Origin of the sequence: Streptomyces regalis, assembly GCF_001509475.1 — a bacterium.
Classification (GTDB): Bacteria; Actinomycetota; Actinomycetes; order Streptomycetales; family Streptomycetaceae; genus Streptomyces; species Streptomyces regalis.
The window spans coordinates 70,281-86,998 of record NZ_LLZG01000165.1 but is presented as its reverse complement, the minus strand read 5'-3'; the positions used below and the strand labels follow the sequence as shown (position 1 = coordinate 86,998).

General features: G+C 67.8%; 16 protein-coding genes and 1 pseudogene. 9 read left to right on the top strand and 8 right to left on the bottom strand.

Features of this window, described 5'->3' with window-relative positions; all coding sequences use genetic code 11:
• On the top strand, positions 1–263 hold a 263-nt coding region (locus ADL12_RS20755; protein WP_159053232.1), incomplete at its 5' end, for a hypothetical protein.
• 134 nt (positions 264–397) lie between these two features.
• Here ADL12_RS20755 and ADL12_RS20750 read toward each other — a convergent pair.
• Entirely contained in the window at positions 398–778 is a 381-nt protein-coding gene (locus ADL12_RS20750) for a DUF192 domain-containing protein (RefSeq protein WP_062704162.1), read from the bottom strand.
• Positions 779–849: 71 nt separating this feature from the next.
• On the opposite strand from ADL12_RS20750, the gene ADL12_RS20745 reads away from it, so the two are divergent.
• The 3 genes from ADL12_RS20745 (at position 850) to ADL12_RS20735 (ending at position 3,152) form a co-directional block, all read left to right on the top strand.
• On the top strand, positions 850–1,734 hold the full coding sequence (locus tag ADL12_RS20745; RefSeq protein ID WP_062704161.1) for an LLM class flavin-dependent oxidoreductase: 885 nt from the start codon (positions 850–852) through the stop codon (positions 1,732–1,734).
• Between the two features lie 76 nt (positions 1,735–1,810).
• A complete protein-coding gene (locus ADL12_RS20740; protein WP_062704160.1) occupies positions 1,811–2,314 on the top strand; it encodes a GNAT family N-acetyltransferase in 504 nt (167 codons plus the stop codon).
• 37 nt (positions 2,315–2,351) lie between these two features.
• Positions 2,352–3,152, top strand: coding sequence for a methyltransferase domain-containing protein (locus tag ADL12_RS20735; RefSeq protein WP_062704159.1), 801 nt, complete (start codon positions 2,352–2,354; stop codon positions 3,150–3,152).
• 40 nt (positions 3,153–3,192) lie between these two features.
• Here the strand turns inward: ADL12_RS20735 and ADL12_RS20730 are convergent.
• Positions 3,193–4,385 (bottom strand): annotated as a pseudogene (locus tag ADL12_RS20730) (winged helix DNA-binding domain-containing protein).
• Between the two features lie 754 nt (positions 4,386–5,139).
• On the opposite strand from ADL12_RS20730, the gene ADL12_RS20725 reads away from it, so the two are divergent.
• From ADL12_RS20725 to ADL12_RS20710, 4 genes are all read left to right on the top strand, one after another.
• Positions 5,140–5,913 (top strand): isoprenyl transferase, encoded by a 774-nt coding sequence (locus ADL12_RS20725; protein ID WP_062704158.1) that lies wholly within the window; start codon positions 5,140–5,142, stop codon positions 5,911–5,913.
• Between the two features lie 353 nt (positions 5,914–6,266).
• Positions 6,267–7,592, top strand: coding sequence for an RNA 5'-3' helicase PhoH2 (locus ADL12_RS20720; RefSeq protein ID WP_062704157.1), 1,326 nt, complete (start codon positions 6,267–6,269; stop codon positions 7,590–7,592).
• A 418-nt stretch (positions 7,593–8,010) separates the two neighbouring features.
• Positions 8,011–8,697, top strand: coding sequence for an aggregation-promoting factor C-terminal-like domain-containing protein (locus tag ADL12_RS20715; RefSeq protein WP_167364417.1), 687 nt, complete (start codon positions 8,011–8,013; stop codon positions 8,695–8,697).
• Positions 8,698–8,943: 246 nt separating this feature from the next.
• Positions 8,944–10,353 (top strand): AI-2E family transporter, encoded by a 1,410-nt coding sequence (locus tag ADL12_RS20710; protein ID WP_062704155.1) that lies wholly within the window; start codon positions 8,944–8,946, stop codon positions 10,351–10,353.
• Positions 10,354–10,377: 24 nt separating this feature from the next.
• On the opposite strand, the gene ADL12_RS20705 is transcribed toward ADL12_RS20710, so the two are convergent.
• The 6 genes from ADL12_RS20705 to ADL12_RS54110 form a co-directional block, all read right to left on the bottom strand.
• Positions 10,378–10,911 (bottom strand): alkyl hydroperoxide reductase, encoded by a 534-nt coding sequence (locus ADL12_RS20705; RefSeq protein WP_062704171.1) that lies wholly within the window; start codon positions 10,909–10,911, stop codon positions 10,378–10,380.
• A 5-nt stretch (positions 10,912–10,916) separates the two neighbouring features.
• Positions 10,917–11,486: a peroxiredoxin gene (locus ADL12_RS20700; protein ID WP_062704170.1), complete on the bottom strand. Its 570-nt coding sequence runs from the start codon at positions 11,484–11,486 to the stop codon at positions 10,917–10,919.
• 212 nt (positions 11,487–11,698) lie between these two features.
• On the bottom strand, positions 11,699–12,595 hold the full coding sequence (locus ADL12_RS20695) for a carbon-nitrogen hydrolase family protein (protein ID WP_244187989.1): 897 nt from the start codon (positions 12,593–12,595) through the stop codon (positions 11,699–11,701).
• 505 nt (positions 12,596–13,100) lie between these two features.
• Positions 13,101–13,310, bottom strand: coding sequence for a DUF397 domain-containing protein (locus tag ADL12_RS20690; RefSeq protein ID WP_062704153.1), 210 nt, complete (start codon positions 13,308–13,310; stop codon positions 13,101–13,103).
• Positions 13,307–14,140, bottom strand: coding sequence for a helix-turn-helix domain-containing protein (locus tag ADL12_RS20685; RefSeq protein ID WP_062704152.1), 834 nt, complete (start codon positions 14,138–14,140; stop codon positions 13,307–13,309). Before ADL12_RS20685 ends, ADL12_RS20690 begins: the two co-directional genes overlap by 4 nt.
• 527 nt (positions 14,141–14,667) lie before the next feature.
• Positions 14,668–14,811 carry a hypothetical protein gene (locus tag ADL12_RS54110; protein ID WP_159053231.1) on the bottom strand — a complete coding sequence of 48 codons (144 nt, stop codon included), beginning with the start codon at positions 14,809–14,811 and terminating at the stop codon, positions 14,668–14,670.
• Between the two features lie 1,015 nt (positions 14,812–15,826).
• Here ADL12_RS54110 and ADL12_RS20680 point away from each other — a divergent pair.
• Positions 15,827–16,690 (top strand): radical SAM/SPASM domain-containing protein, encoded by an 864-nt coding sequence (locus tag ADL12_RS20680; protein ID WP_062704151.1) that lies wholly within the window; start codon positions 15,827–15,829, stop codon positions 16,688–16,690.
• Positions 16,691–16,718 lie beyond the last annotated feature (28 nt).

Here is a 16,718-nt window from a genome sequence, read left to right as displayed (position 1 = left end):
TCGACGCCCACCCCCAGGGTTCGCGGGACGCCCGCGCCCGGATCAAGGCGTACGGTGCACAGGACTGGGACGTCCGGTGGACCCGCACCTCGGAGTTCGCGGGCGTCTGGACCGTGGACGTGACCGGCACCGCGCGTGCCGAGCACAAGCCTGTCCGGGTCACCGAGACGATCACCTGGGAGGACGCGCACTGGGTGATGACCCCGCTGCCGGGCGTCGTACCGATGCCATCAGACGCGGCGGGGACGGAACCTCCGGGGTGAGCCCAGCCTCACCAGGCATATGACGTCGCCCGGAACACCGCGGGCGCCGGAAGGTCCTCCTACGAACCCTTCATGGAGCGGCCGGGGGACCTTCGTCTCACGGAGGCGGGGGAGCCTGTTGGTGCAGACGGGGCTCATGGGAGGGGAGCAGCAGAGCTGACGACCGTCACCCGCACCCCGACCAGCAGCCCCCACCCCGCCATGGCCCCGGCCTCGGCCTCCAGCACATGCCGCGCACGAAGCCGGGGCAGGCCCAAGCGCCCCGGCCTCATGGTGCGTACGGCGATGACGTTCAGCTTGCGGTCGAGGTAGGCGACGTCGATGGGGATGCGCATGCGGAAGGTGTGCACGCCACTCGCGGGCGTCAGCAGCATCGCCCCGTCGACGGAATCACGCCCCAGGAGCCCTTTCGTACGGGCCCGATAGGACGAGGCGACCTCCACGGGAACCGAGACCTCACCCAGCTCCCCGTGAACAACCAACGTCCCCCGCCCATCCCGCCACCGTCGTCCCACGCTCGGACACCTCCTGGGGGCCATTTCAAACTCTGTTGTCCGCCGGGCACAACCCGGGTAGGAAAGGTCCCATGACCGGACTAGGCGCAGTCTTCCGTCCCCAACTCGCCCCCGAACGACTCCGATCCGTCGCCCGACTCGCCGAGAGCGCAGGCCTCGAAGAGCTCTGGCTGTGGGAGGACTGTTTCCGTGAGGGAGGGATCTCCACGGCTGCGGCCGCCCTCGCCTGGACGGAGCGGATCAAGGTCGGCATCGGACTCCTCCCCGTTCCGTTGCGCAACGTAGCCATCACCGCCATGGAAGCCGCCTCGCTCCACCGTATGTTCCCCGGCCGTCCGATCCTCGCCGTCGGGCACGGGGTACAGGACTGGATGGGGCAGGTCGGAGCCCGGGTCGAGTCGCCGGTGACCCTGTTGCGCGAGCATCTCGACGTGCTGCGGGCCCTGTTGCGCGGGGAGCGGGTCACCACCGAGGGGCGGTACGTCACACTCGACGACGTCGCCCTCGACTGGCCGCCCGCCGAGCCGGTGCCCGTCATCGCCGGGGTCACCGGGCCCCGCTCGCTGCGGCTCGCCGGTGAGGCCGCCGACGGCACTCTGCTCACCGCCTCGGCTTCTCCCGACGTGGTGCGCAAGGCGCGGCAACTCATCGACGAAGGGCGGCAGTCGGCGGGACGCGCCGGTGCCGATGCCGAGCCGCATCGCATCGTCGTCTATCTGCTCGCCGCCACCGGGGCCGACGGTCCCGCCCGCCTCAAGGCCGAGCTCGCCGCGGAAGGGCTCGGCTCCGTGCCGGACCTCGGTGTCGCCGGGGACGCCGGCACCGTCGCGAAGGCCGTGCAGCGGCTCGCGGACGCCGGTGCCGACACCGTGGTTCTGCAGCCGACGGGGGATGAGCCCGACCCGGAGGGGTTCGTGCGGTTCGTGGCCGAGGAAGTGCGGCCGTTGGTGCCGTAGAGCGTCCGGGCGTTCGTGCGTTCGTGCGTTCGTCGGCGCGGTGGCGTTGTCAGTGGCTCCTGCCACACTCCTGGACATGCGCGAAGAACCGAACGACCAGGACCACGCAGACGTACGGCTCCGAGACGTGCGGGACGCCGACCTCGAGGCCTTCCTCGCCTACGAGCACGACCCGGAGGCCGTCCGGCGGTCGAGATTCGCGCCTCGGCCGCGCGACGCCTTCCTGAAGCACTGGAGGACGAGTGTGCTCGGGGACGAGACCTGCCTGGTGCAGACGGTCACGGTGGGGGACGACGTGGCCGGAAGCGTCGTCTCCTGGTGGCACGGCGACCGCCGCTTCCTCGGCTACTGGCTCGGACGCCCGTACTGGGGGCGGGGCATCGGCACCAAGGCCCTCGCTCTCTTCCTCGAACTCGAGCAGACACGCCCGCTGTACGCCGACCCCTTCCACGGCAACACCGCCTCCGTACGGCTCCTCGAACGCCACGGCTTCCAACGCGAAGGAACCCTCCGCCACGGCGACGACGAACACGTGCTGCTCGTTCTGCCCGCCCCAAGACCGTCCGCCGCAGGAAAATGAGCGGCGGCCACGGACCACGCCCTGAGACGATCACCGTATGAAGGAGCCGCGCCCGCAGCACAGCCGTACCTTCGAAGACCTCGTCGCCGAAGGCGCCGCCGTCCCCACCGAAGGCTGGGACTTCTCGTGGTTCGAGGGGCGGGCCACCGAGGCGCGGCCGTCCTGGGTATACGCCTCGTCCCTCGCCGAGCGGCTCTCCCACACCACCGCCGCCCTCGACATCCAGACCGGGGGAGGAGAGGTACTCGACTTCGCCCTGCGCCGTGCCGCCCCCAAGACACCCGTTCTCACCGTGGCCTCCGAGGGCTGGCCGCCGAACGTCGCCAAGGCCACCGCCCTCCTGCGCCCGCACGGCGTCGCCGTCGTCGCCTCACCCGAGGACGCCCCGCTGCCCTTCGCCGACGGTGCCTTCGACCTCGTCAGCAGCCGGCACCCGGTCAGCCCGCACTGGGCCGAGATCGCCCGCCTCCTCCAGCCCGGCGGCACGTACTTCGCCCAGCACGTCGGGCCCCGCAGCGTCTTCGAGCTGGTCGAGTACTTCCTCGGCCCCCTCCTGCAGGAGCAGAGCGCCGCCCGCCACCCGGACCGTGAGCGCGCCGACGCCGAGGCGGCCGGTCTGGAGATCGTCGACGTGCGGGCGGAGCGGCTGCGCATGGAGTTCTACGACATCGCAGCCGTCGTCCATTTCCTGCGCAAGGTGGTGTGGATGGTCCCCGGCTTCACCGTCGAGGCGTACCGCCCCCGACTCCGCGCCCTGCACGAGCAGATCCGGACCGACGGCCCCTTCGTCGCGCACAGCACCCGCCACCTTTTCGAGGCCCGCAAGCCCGACGCCTGAGCGTGCCCGACGCGATCCTCACACCTGTCCGGCACCGACCTCACGCATGCGGGCCGACCGTCACCTCCCCGACCACCAACTCCGCCTTCGCCTCCAGCACTTCGCCCACCCGCTCCACCTGCTCGCCCAACTCCCGCTCCTGCCGCGCCGACAGGCGCCGTCCGATCGGCTCCACCGTGACGGTCGTACGACGGCCCCGGCGGCGCTGATGCCAGACCCCGGCCACCACTCCGTCCACCAACAGCACCGGATAGTTCCCCGCCTGGCCGCCCGCGAGCGCCCGCCGGTACGCCGCCCCGGGGAACAGCGACTCCCGGGGCTGCGCGGCGATGGCGTACGCGTCGAAGTACGGCAGCAACCGCACGCCCCGCGCCGGCCCGACCGGGAACTCCGTGTCACCTGCCACCACCCAGGCCGCCGCCCCCTCGAACGCGACCTCCTCGACCTCCCCGGCCTCCGCCAGCTCTGTGAACAGGGCGACCGCCCAGCCTCCGGGCGCCGCCAGCCACTGGGCGAAGTGCTGGGGCGTCGCCGGCCCGTACGCGCGCAGATACCGGCGTACGAGCTCCCGCAGCGCCGCCTTCCCCGGCATCGGCCCCGGATCGAACTCCGGCGGCCGCGTGTACGTCACCTTCCGCCCCCGGTTCGGGCCGAAGCACAGCGCGCCCGACTGACCGGCCGTGGGGGTCCCCCCATGCCCTTAAGGCTATGGGGGAGAAGCACCTGCCGCCAGCGCGGCCACAGGTCCTGGAAGGCGGGCATCACCAGGTCACCGGCCCAGGAACCGGTGCGGGCGACCACCGCCTCGCCCAGCTCCTCCACGGTCAGACACACCCCGCCGAGGGCGTCCCCGATCGCCGCCACGATCTGCTCCGCCTGTTCCTCCGTCACCCGGACATCCGGTGGAAACGGGCTACGGCCCGTCGGAATCGCGGTCAGCGCACCGCACCACAGCGCCAGCTCGGCGGCGGGGAGCAGATGTACGGTTCCGCGCGGGCCGAACGTCTTCACCAGTGAGCGGTCGTCCCAGAGCGCGGCCCGTACGTCCGCCCGCGTCACCCCGGCGGCCCGAACCCCCACCGACACCTCGGCCGCGGACAGCACCTGCGCATGCGCGCCCAGCATCGCCCCGACCACATCGGCGACCGGCGTGCCGCGCTCGGCGGGACGGTCCAGGAACTGCCGCTCCAGCCGCCGCGCACTCGCCCGGCCCCACGTGACAGTGACGGTCATAGGGCGACGTTAGGCCGAACAGAGGTCAGATGCTGTCCGCTTGTGGCCTGCAGTGTGCCGTGCGGTGCAAACCGTGCATCCGTGGGCGAAGGCCCTTCACCTCCTGCGCATCAAAGGAGCCCCGACCTTTTCCACAATTGTTATGGCGGCCGACTCGCTTTCCCTCCGCCCCTCACTTAGGTTCAGACCAAGGTAATTCGCGTAAGCAAAGCTGCGCGACGGCACCGCGCAGCGGAGGGGGCTGCGCGGTGCTGTGCGCCGGTGCGCACCCCTGATGAACGCGCATCGCATCGGACCCGCGTCCGCCCCGCGCAGTCGTGTGCGACGTCAAGTGGCCGTTCGCGGTCGGGGTCACCCGGGCGAGGGAAGCGCGGACAAGTCACCGAGCGGGGCTCAAGATGCGGCAAACCCTCCGGATCCGGCCGGATCCCCCGCGTTTCCCCTGGGAATCGGCCCCCATCCCGTCGTGAATCCGCCACGAAAGCGCCCCGTCATGGCTACCGGGACGTCGCCGAGTGATTTCGGAGAGTGATTGTGGCACGCCGATGCGCGCAGCATCCCTTACGAAGGGTTATGGTGGAAGCCCCCCCTCGGGCCGGTCCGTCTCCCCCCCACGGACCGGCCCGTTTTTTGTGCTCGCACCAGCCACGAATCACCCGCAGCCGCCCACGCACCCCAAACACCGCCCCACCCAAGGCGCAGGGGTAAGCTCACGGCGCGGGGACCGTATCCGTACGGAGGGGCTGACAATCACGTGAACCTGCGCGACAAGCTGCGCGGCCTGCTGGTCAGGCTGTACGCACGCCGGGTGGAAGGCCACCTGGACCACGCTCAGGTGCCCAAGCACATCGGCGTCATCATGGACGGCAACCGGCGCTGGGCGAAGGCCGCGGGCTCCTCCACCGTGCACGGCCACCGGGCCGGGGCCGAGAAGATCGAGGAGTTCCTCGGCTGGTGCTCCGAGACGGACGTCGAGGTCGTCACCCTCTGGCTGCTGTCGACGGACAACTTCGACCGGCCGCAGGACGAGCTCGTCCCGCTCCTCGGCATCATCGAGGACGTCGTCCGTACCCTCGCCGCCGACGGTCGCTGGCGGGTGCACCACGTCGGGACGCCCGACCTGTTGCCCTCCGGGATGCAGACCACCCTCAAGGAGGCCGAGGAGGCCACCGCACACGTCGACGGGATACTGGTCAACGTCGCCATCGGCTACGGCGGACGCCAGGAGATCGCCGACGCCGTGCGGTCGATGATCGTCGACGCGCACGACAAGGGCACCTCGATGGAGGACCTCGCCGAGTCCGTCAGCGTCGACCTGATCGGCCGCCATCTCTACACCGGTGACCAGCCCGACCCGGACCTCGTGATCCGTACCAGCGGCGAGCAGCGGCTGTCCGGATTCATGCTGTGGCAGACGGCGCACTCCGAGTACTACTTCTGCGAGGTCTTCTGGCCGGCCTTCCGCAAGGTCGACTTCCTGCGCGCCCTGCGTGACTACGCGGCCCGGCACCGGCGTTACGGCGGCTGATCCCCCTTCGGCGCTCTCACCGCCGTATCCGGGCGCGACGAAACTCACCCTCTCCGGGACAGAAGTAACAAGGAGTTCACCAGCGCGCCGTCATATGCGCTGGCATGGCACCGCATGTTCGAGGGCATAAGCCAAGCAGGTCGACACCCGAACCACGGGTGTCGTATCTCAGCGGGCGGCGCCGGAGCCGTCCGCCCGGGAGGCCCTTTGCACCAGCCCTACCGTGCGGTCACGGCACGGAAGAAGCAGTGGAGGGCCGGTTTTCGGCCCGTGCATGGCGTGCAGGGCGGCCGACGACCGGTCCAGCTCCACTCCGTCGCTCCCCGACCTCATCCGAGGGGGTACGTCCTTCCGTGGTGACCAGCACAAAGCGCCACAAGCCAGACCGGCGCACTTACGTTCTCGACACCAGCGTCCTGCTGGCCGACCCGCACGCCCTGAACCGCTTCGACGAGCACGAGGTCGTGCTCCCCATCGTCGTGGTGACGGAACTGGAGGCCAAGCGGCATCATCCCGAACTCGGTTACTTCGCCCGGCAGGCACTGCGCCTGCTCGACGAGTTCCGGGTGAAGTACGGCCGTCTCGATGCCCCCATCCCGACCGGGGACCTCGGCGGGACCGTCCGTGTCGAGCTCAACCACTCGGACCCCAGCGTTCTGCCGACCGGCTACCGCCTGGGGGACAACGACTCCCGCATCCTCGCAGTGGCCCGCAATCTGCAGGCCGAGGGGTTCGACGTCACCGTCGTGTCGAAGGACCTGCCGCTCAGGATCAAGGCCTCGTCCGTCGGTCTCCTCGCCGAGGAGTACCGTGCCGAGCTCGCCATCACGGACTCCTCCGGCTGGACCGGAATGTCCGAACTGACCCTGCCCGGCGAGCAGGTGGACATCCTCTTCGAGGAGGGACACGTCTACGTCCCCGAGGCCGCCCGGATGCCCGTGCACACCGGACTGACCATCCAGTCCGAGCGCGGCAAGGCGCTGGGCCGGGTCACGCCCGAGGGTAACGTCCGCCTGGTACGGGGCGATCGGGAGGCCTTCGGCATCAAGGGCCGCAGCGCCGAGCAGCGGATCGCGCTCGATCTGCTTCTCGACCCGGACGTCGGGATCGTGTCCATGGGCGGCCGTGCCGGCACCGGCAAGTCGGCGCTGGCGCTGTGCGCCGGTCTCGAGGCCGTGCTGGAGCGCCGCCAGCACCAGAAGGTGATGGTCTTCCGGCCGCTGTACGCGGTGGGCGGGCAGGAGCTCGGCTATCTGCCCGGCTCCGAGGCCGAGAAGATGAGCCCCTGGGCGCAGGCGGTCTTCGACACGCTGTCCGCGGTCACCAGCCGCGAGGTCATCGAGGAGATCACCGCCCGCGGCATGCTGGAGGTGCTGCCCCTCACCCACATCCGCGGACGCTCGCTGCACGACGCGTTCGTGATCGTGGACGAGGCACAGTCGCTGGAAAGGAATGTCCTGCTGACTGTTCTGTCCCGAATTGGCGCTAATTCGCGGGTGGTTCTCACCCATGATGTGGCCCAGCGGGACAATCTGAGGGTCGGGCGCTACGACGGTGTCGTCGCCGTCGTGGAGAAGCTGAAGGGACATCCGCTCTTCGCCCACGTCACGCTGACGCGGTCCGAGAGGTCCCAGATTGCCGCCCTTGTGACCGAAATGCTGGAGGACGGGCAGATCTGACCCAAGTGCTCAACTTGCGGTAGCTACTCGTTGGTTGGCGCCGTTCGGAAAGGCAGGGAGCCTATCCGGGCGGCGCCTCGGCGTGTGCGGCTTTCCGTAAAACCCCTGGCACAAACAAGGTGTGAGCTTTCACACGCAACACAGAATTGCCTTGCGGCGTCCGGGTGCGGCAGAGTCTCTCTCCTGTCAGGCCCCGCATACGACACACCTGTACCCCCAGCGGTACGGCACCACAGCAACACCACAGCCAACTGCATAGCGTCGTCGTATGCCGCCCGAGTCTTCACGCGGCGCTCTCGTCATGAGAGTTGCCCACCGGGTCCGTGCCTCCCGTGACCCCGCAGTTGGGAGGCCAGAGCCAGGGGCACGATTGCGTCCGCCAGGGTCACCGAAGCGGGCGATGCTGGAAGGAAACCGTGTGAGTCCGATTTCGGTCAGGGGATTCGCAGTGGCCTCGGCCACCGCGGTCACCGCTGTCGGAAGCGTCGTCGGCGTTGCCTCGGGCAGCACCGCGCAGAACAACGACGCCGAGACGACGGCTGCCGATTCGACGCTTCTCGCGGACATACCCGCGGGCCAGCAGGCCCAGGTGCAGACCGAGTCCCTGACGGCGCAGGCCAACGTACAGGCCATCGCCGCGGACGTGAGCGCCAAGAAGGATGCTGAGGAGTCGGCCCGCAAGGCCGCCGCCCAGACGGCGATCGAGAAGAAGCAAGCCGCCGAGAAGGCGGCGCAGGAAGCCAAGGAGCGCGAAGAGGCCGAGGCGAAGGCCTCCCGGTCCTCCTCCGCGGACTTCCCCGTTCAGAGCTCGTACACCATCGAGCAGATCCAGGCGATGGCACGGCAGATGGTGCCGAGCGACCAGTTCCAGTGCTTCAGCAACATCGTGGACCACGAGTCCAGCTGGAACTACCGGGCCGTCAACCCCTCCTCGGGTGCCTACGGCCTCTTCCAGGCCCTGCCCGGTTCCAAGATGTCGTCCGTCGGCTCGGACTGGCAGACGAACCCGGCCACCCAGATCAAGTGGGGCCTGAACTACATGAACGAGCGGTACGACAGCCCGTGCGGTGCCTGGTCCTTCTGGCAGGCCAACCACTGGTACTAGGCGCTCCGCTGGTCTAGCCGCGATACGTCGTTATTTGTCTGCGGCGCCGTTGTGGCTTGTCGCGCCCGCGCGGCGGAGCCGCATATTCGACACAGCCCCGCGCCCCTTAGGGACGTTGCTCAACCCTGCGAAGCCTCTCACCGTCCTTGTGGTGAGGGGCTTTCGCTGTTCTCCGGCGACGCATGTACGGTCGGACGGACGACTCCAGGGGGAGTGGTGGGGAGAGACGGGGGAAGAGGACGGATCATGTCGCGAGTGCCAGGGTGGCTCGGTCGGGTCGGCGCCGGACTGACCGAGATGAGTGAGCGGTTGGACGAGCGCCGCGCCGCGGTGGAACGGGAGAGCGGCGAGCTCCAGCCGGTGCGGCGGTCCCCCGTCGAGGTCACGTCCGAGTCCTCCGCCGGCGACGCCGTCTCACCCCCCGCCGACCACGTCCCGCGGCCCCCCGACTACGCGCCCGCGGCTCCGCCGCCCCGGCCCGACCCCACGCAGGTCGTGCCGTGGGGGGTACGGGTCGCTGCGGAGGCAGGCTGGCGGCTGCTGGTGCTGGCCGGCACGGTCTGGGTGCTGATGCGGGTCATCAGCGCCGTCCAGCTGGTCGTGCTGGCGTTCGTGATCGCCCTGCTCCTCACCGCGCTGATGCAGCCCTCGGTGGCGTGGCTGAGGCGGCGTGGTGTGCCGCGCGGGCCCGCCACCGCCCTGACCGCGATCCTCGGGTTCGTCGTCATCGGGCTGATGGGCTGGTTCGTGACGTGGCAGGTCATGGAGAACATCGACAACCTCTCCGACCAGGTCCAGGACGGCATCGACGAGCTGCGCAACTGGCTGCTCAACAGCCCCTTCCACGTCACCGACAAGCAGATCAACGAGATCGCGGAGAACCTCCGGGAAGCGATCGGCGCCAACACCGACGAGATCACCTCGGCCGGTCTGGAAGGCGTCACGGTCGTTGTCGAGGCCCTCACCGGCATTCTGCTCGCCGCCTTCTCGACCCTCTTCCTGCTCTACGACGGCAAGCGCATCTGGGAGTGGACGCTGAAGCTGGTGCCCGCCGCGGCCCGGCCCGGTGTCGCCGGCGCCGGCCCGCGCGCGTGGGCGACGCTCACGGCGTACGTACGCGGCACGGTCCTCGTCGCCCTGATCGACGCCGTCTTCATCGGCATCGGCATCTACTTCCTCGATGTGCCGATGGCCGTCCCGCTGGCCGTCTTCATCTTCCTGTTCTCCTTCATCCCGCTCGTCGGTGCGGTGGCCTCCGGTGCCCTGGCCGTGGTCGTGGCGCTGGTGACACAGGGCGTCTTCACCGCGGTCATGACCCTCGCGGTCGTCCTCGCCGTGCAGCAGATCGAGGGGCACGTACTGCAGCCGTTCATCCTCGGCCGAGCCGTCCGCGTCCACCCGCTGGCGGTGGTGCTGTCGGTGGCGGCCGGCGGCCTGGTGGCGGGGATCGGGGGTGCGGTGGTGGCCGTACCGCTGGTGGCGGTTTCGAACACGATCGTGGGGTACCTGCGGGCCTACTCACAGGAGCCGGCCCCGCGACAACCAGCCCGTCCGGCCATTGAGGACGAGGCCGTTCAGGCCGGAGCGGGGTCTGCCGGGGGCCCGGCGTCCGGGGACGCCGACGAAAACGCCGAAGGCCCCGCCCACCAGGGGTGAGCGAGGCCCGCAGCACAGACCGGCCTACTCGGACAGCACGGCCTCGGCATCCAGCGTGACGCCGACCGCCTGGATCACGGACGCGATCTTGAACGCCTCCTGGACCGTCTCGCGGTCCACGCCCGCCTTGCGCAGCACCTGCTCGTGCGAGTCGAGGCACAGGCCGCAGCCGTTGATGGCGGACACAGCGAACGACCACAGCTCGAAGTCGACCTTGTCGACACCGGGGTTGCCGATGACGTTCATACGGAGCCCCGCGCGCAGGTTGCCGTACTCGTGGTCGGACAGCAGGTGCCGGGTCCGGTAGAAGACGTTGTTCATCGCCATCACCGCGGCCGCGGACTTCGCCGCGCTGTACGCCTCGGGCGTGAGGTTGGCCTTCGCCTCCGGCGCCAGCTCGCGCAGCACGATCGGGGAGCGCGAGGCGATCGCGGTGGCGAGCACTGTGCCCCACAGCTGCTGCGCCGGGAGGTCCGAATTGCCGATGACCGAGCCCAGGTTGAGCTTCAGGTCCTTGGCGTAGTCCGGCATACGGGACTTGAGGGAGTCGAGGGACATGCCGGTCACTCTCCCGCGAGGAGCTTGACCGGGTCCAGGGTGTCCTCGCCCTTGGTCCAGTTGCACGGGCACAGCTCGTCCGTCTGGAGGGCGTCCAGGACCCGCAGGACCTCCTTGGGGTTACGGCCGACGGAGCCGGCGGTCACCATGGAGAACTGGATCTCGTTGTTCTGGTCGACGATGAAGACGGCACGCTTGGCGAAGCCGTCCTCGCCCTCGATGCCGAGGTCGCGCATCAGCTCGTGCTTGGAGTCGGCCATCATCGGGAACGGCAGGTCGCGCAGGTCGTCGTGGTCCTTGCGCCAGGCGTGGTGCACGAACTCCGAGTCACCGGAGAAGCCGAGGACCTGCGCGTCGCGGTCGGCGAACTCCTCGTTCAGCTTGCCGAACGCCGCGATCTCGGTCGGGCAGACGAAGGTGAAGTCCTTCGGCCAGGCGAAGACCACCAACCAACCCTTCTTTTCCCGGTTGAGCTTAAGCCATTCGGCGTCGATCCGCTCGAACTCCTTGCCCTTCTCCAGGGAGACGCATGCCATGAGGTCGAAGTCAGGGAACTGGTCACCGACAGTAAGCACGTACAGGCCCTTCAGGTATTGCATGGGTTGGACAGGTGTAACCCTGTCAGACGCTGCTGTCACAGGTGAAATCGATCAATCTGGTCAAAGTGATCAGCAATGCCGATCAGTGCGGCATGCCGGGCGGACGGTTGGCTGAGACTGAATCCGAGGTGTTCGCGGCACCGGGAGCCATTCCGTGCGCGCGAACCCCTTGGATTCTGCTTTCTGAGCTAGAAGGCCGCCGTCCGGTCTTCGCTGCGCGGGTCGCTCACCTGATGCTCCGTGTAGATGCCCGAGCGCGCCTCACGACGCCAGGGACGCCCGTAGGTCACTGCGTCGGCGGCGGCATCGGAACTGTCGTCGAGGTTCACGACGGCTACCGATGGCGAACCGTCCGCGCGGCACCGCGCAAGCCAGTCGCCGTTGGGAGCGACGATTCCGGACGGTGCGCTGTGCTGTGAGGGCACTGACAAGCTGACCCAGTAGCTGTTGACTGTGGCGTGGCCTTGGGCTTGGGCAGCGGTGTTGCCCGGGGTGCCGCTTGTGGAGAACAGGACGCAGTCGACATCCAGCTTCTCGTATTCTGCGAACAACTCCGGGTAGTGGATTTCCATGCCGAGCAGGCAGCCGAAGCGCACACCGTCGACCTCGAAGGTCACCGGTGAGACGCCCGGCGAGTACATGTACGAGACCTTCGTCTTCGACATCAGTCGCTCGTCATAACGCGTGACGACCTCGCCGCCGTCGGAGATGACGTAGAGGCTGTTGTGCGGACGGTTCGGGCCGGTCAAGCGGTGTACCGATGCGATCACCGTCCACAACCGCAGCTCGCGGGCCAACTCGGCGATCGCAGCCAGTTCCGATTGGAGCACCGGCCACTGGCACCGATCCCAGTCCGCCGGGCCGACCACGGCCGGGCCGTCGACGGACATGACGAACTTGCTGGGAAAGCAGATCGCGCCTTCCGGGAAGTGCACGATCCTCGCTCCCTGAGCACTGGCCTCGCGCATCAGAGAACGGACCTCACGCCCGCTTTCGCGCAGCGCTTCAGCGTCTCGGGGGTCTTCGCGCACGGAGTTCTGCGCTACGGCGAGCCGCACGCTTTTGTGATTCCTTGCTTCCGACATGACGTCTCCTGATGGAGTCGGAAGGAAGTGCCGGAGGGCGGACGTGTAGGACTCGCCGGTCTTGGCGGCGCGGGCACGCACCTGGCGCTTGAAGTTCCTACGGGCTGTCATCGCGGCCTTCCACGCCTTGAGCGACAGCTCCCCAGCAACCTCGCCCGAGGCGATCTGGCTGCAACAACGGCCTGAGACGCTGGTCCCTTTGCCTCCGATAGGAGACCGTGCTGGGGACGGTCGCGGGAGGTTCGGCGTAGGCCACGCAGTCGGTCATCATGCCGTCACCCGCAGATTCCGTCAACATCCGTCAACACGTCCAGCGCACCGTGGAATGGCTGGCTGCTGGAGAGAAACACCTCAGTTCAACACGCTCAATTTGACAGAGAACGCCCCGGCTGCCGCGTCGCAGTCGGTGTCCGCGCTGGTCCGCCGGGACCGGGAAACAGCGAGATGCCCCACCGCAGTCTGCACGATGGGGCAGCCGTGTACCGGTGCATGCCGGAGAGGGCGGTCAGATGGCGTCAAGCTCTCCGGCCTTGACGCTTGCCACGAAGGACGAGAACACATCGGCAGGGAAGCCCAGAACTGGGCTGCTCGGAACCTTGGAGTCACGGACGGGGACCACGCCGCGCGAGGCGACGAGGTTTCCGGCGACCTCCACGCAGGCGCCGCCGTTGTCGCTGTAGGAGGACTTGAACCAACGAGGGGACTCGGTCGTCACGGGGTGCCCTTTCGCAACTGGTTGATCATGGCCACAGATGCCGCCTGCGAGCAGGCTTCGGCCTGTAGTTGATGGTAGGCCGCCAACAAGGGCAGTACGAACGAGCTTTCCCGCTCAAGATGGCCTCGGTGCGCGGACTCGGCGTACGACATGAGGGAGCGGTCCGGCATCGTCAGGATGTAGAGCGGCAGATTGAACGTGCGACGCGCCCCCATGTCGTACGGGGCGACCTGAAGCACGGTGTTCGGTAACTCGGCGAACTCGGCCAGACGCTCCAACTGGGCGTCCATGACGGGGGGCTCGCCGATGGGCCGGCGGATGCAGCTTTCATCCAGCATGACGAAAACCAGGGGTGAAGACGGGCGGACGAGTGCGGCTTGCCGTTCGGCGACGAGCGTCACCTGCTCGTGCGCCTGCTCGGTGGTGATCGCTCCTCGCTTGACGGCGCTGTCTGCAAGCACCTCTGCGTACTCGGGTGTCTGGAGGAGCCCGGGGATGATCCCGATCTCAAACAGCCGGATTTCCGCTGCTCGGCCCTCGTGCCCGACGTACTCGGGGAAGCCCTCCAGCAAGGAGCCCTGACGAAGTTCACGGAACTGCCGCTCGAACGTGTCTGCACCCTCGATGCCGAAGGCGTGGTCTGCACTACGCGAGAAACGAAGGGTTGGAGACTTCCGCCCAGTTTCAACCGCTGAAATATGCACACTGGAATATTCCATGCGTTCGGCAAGGTCATCTTGGGTCCAGCCGCGAGCTTCTCGCAGACTGCGTAAACGCGCCCCGTAAGCCGCTTGGGGTGAGGCATCGGGGTTCAACTCCTTGCGATTCAAGGGTGGTTGCACCAACCTTTCGTTCCTTTACGGCAAGTTGAAGTGTTCCCAGGTGTGGGCCACGCTGAACCTGCTTGGTAGTGGCGGCACTACGGAGAGGAGCGGTCGTGTCTAGTAGGCGCAATCTCAGAGAACGGCATGTATCCCCCGGCCTGCGGCCCCCAGCTGACGACGTGGCGGCGCTGGAAGCACACATAGCCGCCGGCGGGTTCTGGCGCCTGGCCCCGGACTGGGTACCGCGCGGCGGTTACGCCATGCGGACTCCTTCGCTACTGCGGGCGGTTGAGAACGGGCTCACCAGGAGGTTGAGCGATGAGCGGTAGCTCGCCGGCGCTCCGCACCTCGAAGCTTGAGCCGGTACCTGTGGAAGGCTGCCGCATCTGTCTGGCAGCCGCCAACAGACGCTCGGCGTCTCGCTGCCGTGGCGACATGGTCGGGATCCGGAACTTCAACGACATGATCCGGCAGCACCCCCACCGACGAGCCACGGACGGCAGGGGAGCAGAGGTGAACGCTGACTATCCGGGTTACGACGAGCCGCCGATCCGGTCGGCGCTGTGCTTCCCGCCGTGCCAGTGCGGCGTGGCGGAGTGTCCCGACGCGGAGTCCACCGTGGCGGACAAACCGCCGAAGTACGAGGGGCCTGACGACAGGTCATGCAGCCCGACCATGCAGCGGCTTCGCCCCAGCGTCGAGAAGGAAAACCGGCGTTGGGGGTGGGGGTGTTGACCGCTGATACGGCCGAGCAGACCACCGTGGATTTCAAACAGTTCCCCGCGTGCGCGTGTATGCGTGACGTGCTCGGCACGGCCGTTCTTTGGGTGACCCGAATGCGGCGGGCGACCTCGTGCGCGTCATGAATTCGCACATAGTCAACAAATATTCGAGGTGCGCGCGAACACGGGGGTGCATCAATGCGTGACGCCATTCAGTCCAAAATATCGGTCGGATCGATCGTCTACGACCGGCATTACGATATGGTCGCGCGGATAAGGGAAATCAACGGTCCGTTGATACTCCTTGCTCGTCCCAGCGGTCTCAATTGGTCCAGGCATAGGCGTTCCATTCGACTGGCCACGGAGTGGGAGCAGAAGCAGCTGCGGGCGCTTGCCAAGCTTCACGCACAGCGTCAACGGGGTCTGAAATCCCCGACCTAGACTCCCGTCCCTGCCGGACGTACCGAAGCCCTTCCTCCATGGCAATGCGGAATCTCGGCAGGGACGGGTATCACCTCCGCCCCGACTGCCAATAGCAGGAAGGCTTAGGGCGGTTGGGTCGGAGCAACAAATGCAGCCGATAAGGAACAGCAAGGAACGGTACCGAGTGGGCAAGAGCAAGAAGACCGTTGACGCCGCCAAGGGGCGCCGAGACCGAGACTCCAAGGAAGCTGGGGCACACACCCCGCAGGAGAAGCAAGAGATGGTGTCTCAGCCTCAGCATAGGAAGGGGGCCCGCGAAAATCGCTGGTACGCGGACTGACCATCGGCCCTTTACAGCTCAGTCAGGAAGAGCGCTGAACTCGCGCGTTTTCTCCAAAGGGCGACGCACACAGTGAGCCCGGTTCGAGCCTGGGCAAGGGCACTGATCGCCTTTGGTGGATCAATCCGCAACGGGCCTTAAGGCAGGTCGAGTGCCGCCAGGGCCCGACACGTTAGTGCACGACACGACGCGAAGGAGAGTGTGGCTGTGACAGTCATCATGGAGAGCCCTGCAAACGCCCCGGTGGCGGGGATCGAGTCTCTTGAGCTGGAGCTCACGGGTAAGTGCCAGCTCAGCTGTACGCACTGTCTGTCCGAATCCAGCCCGCAGGCCACGCACGGCTCCATGACCCCGGCGGACTGGCGCGCGGTCATCACGGACGCTGCAGCGCTCGGGATCCGAACCATTCAGCTCATCGGCGGGGAGCCGACTGTTCACCCGCACTGGCGGGAGTTCACGGAACTCGGACTCTCGCTCGGGCTGCATGTTGAGGTGTACTCCAACCTGTTCCATGTGGCGCCAGACTGGTGGGAGTTGTTCGAGAGGGACGGCGTGACGCTGGGTACCAGTTACTACAGTGACGACCCCGACGAACACGACAAGATCACCGGTCGGCGAGGGAGCTACGCCCGTACGCGGTGCAACATCCGGGAAGCGGTCATGCGTGGGATCACGGTTCGAGTGGGGATCGTGGACATTCTGCCGGGGCAGCACGTTGCCGAGGCTCGCGCGGAGCTGGAATCCATGGGCGTGAAGCACATCAACACGGATCGAATGCGCGCGGTCGGACGGGCGCAACTGCCTGGAGTCGTGCCGACGCTGGAGGAGATGTGCGGACGGTGCACCCGTGGCCGTGCGGCGATCCTGCCGAACGGGGACCTCGCCGGCTGTGTGCTGTCGCGCGACTTCCCGGCGGGCAACGTTCGGGAAATCCGGCTCGCCGACCTGCTCAGCGGCTCGAAGTGGTCGGAACTCGCCGCGCGTATCCCCGCCCCACGTGCTGCATGCGGCCCGGACGACTCGAACGACTGCGATCCCGCCAACACGACAGCATGTGACCCCGCGTACTGACCCCCGAAAGGCTCGGCAGCATGGAATG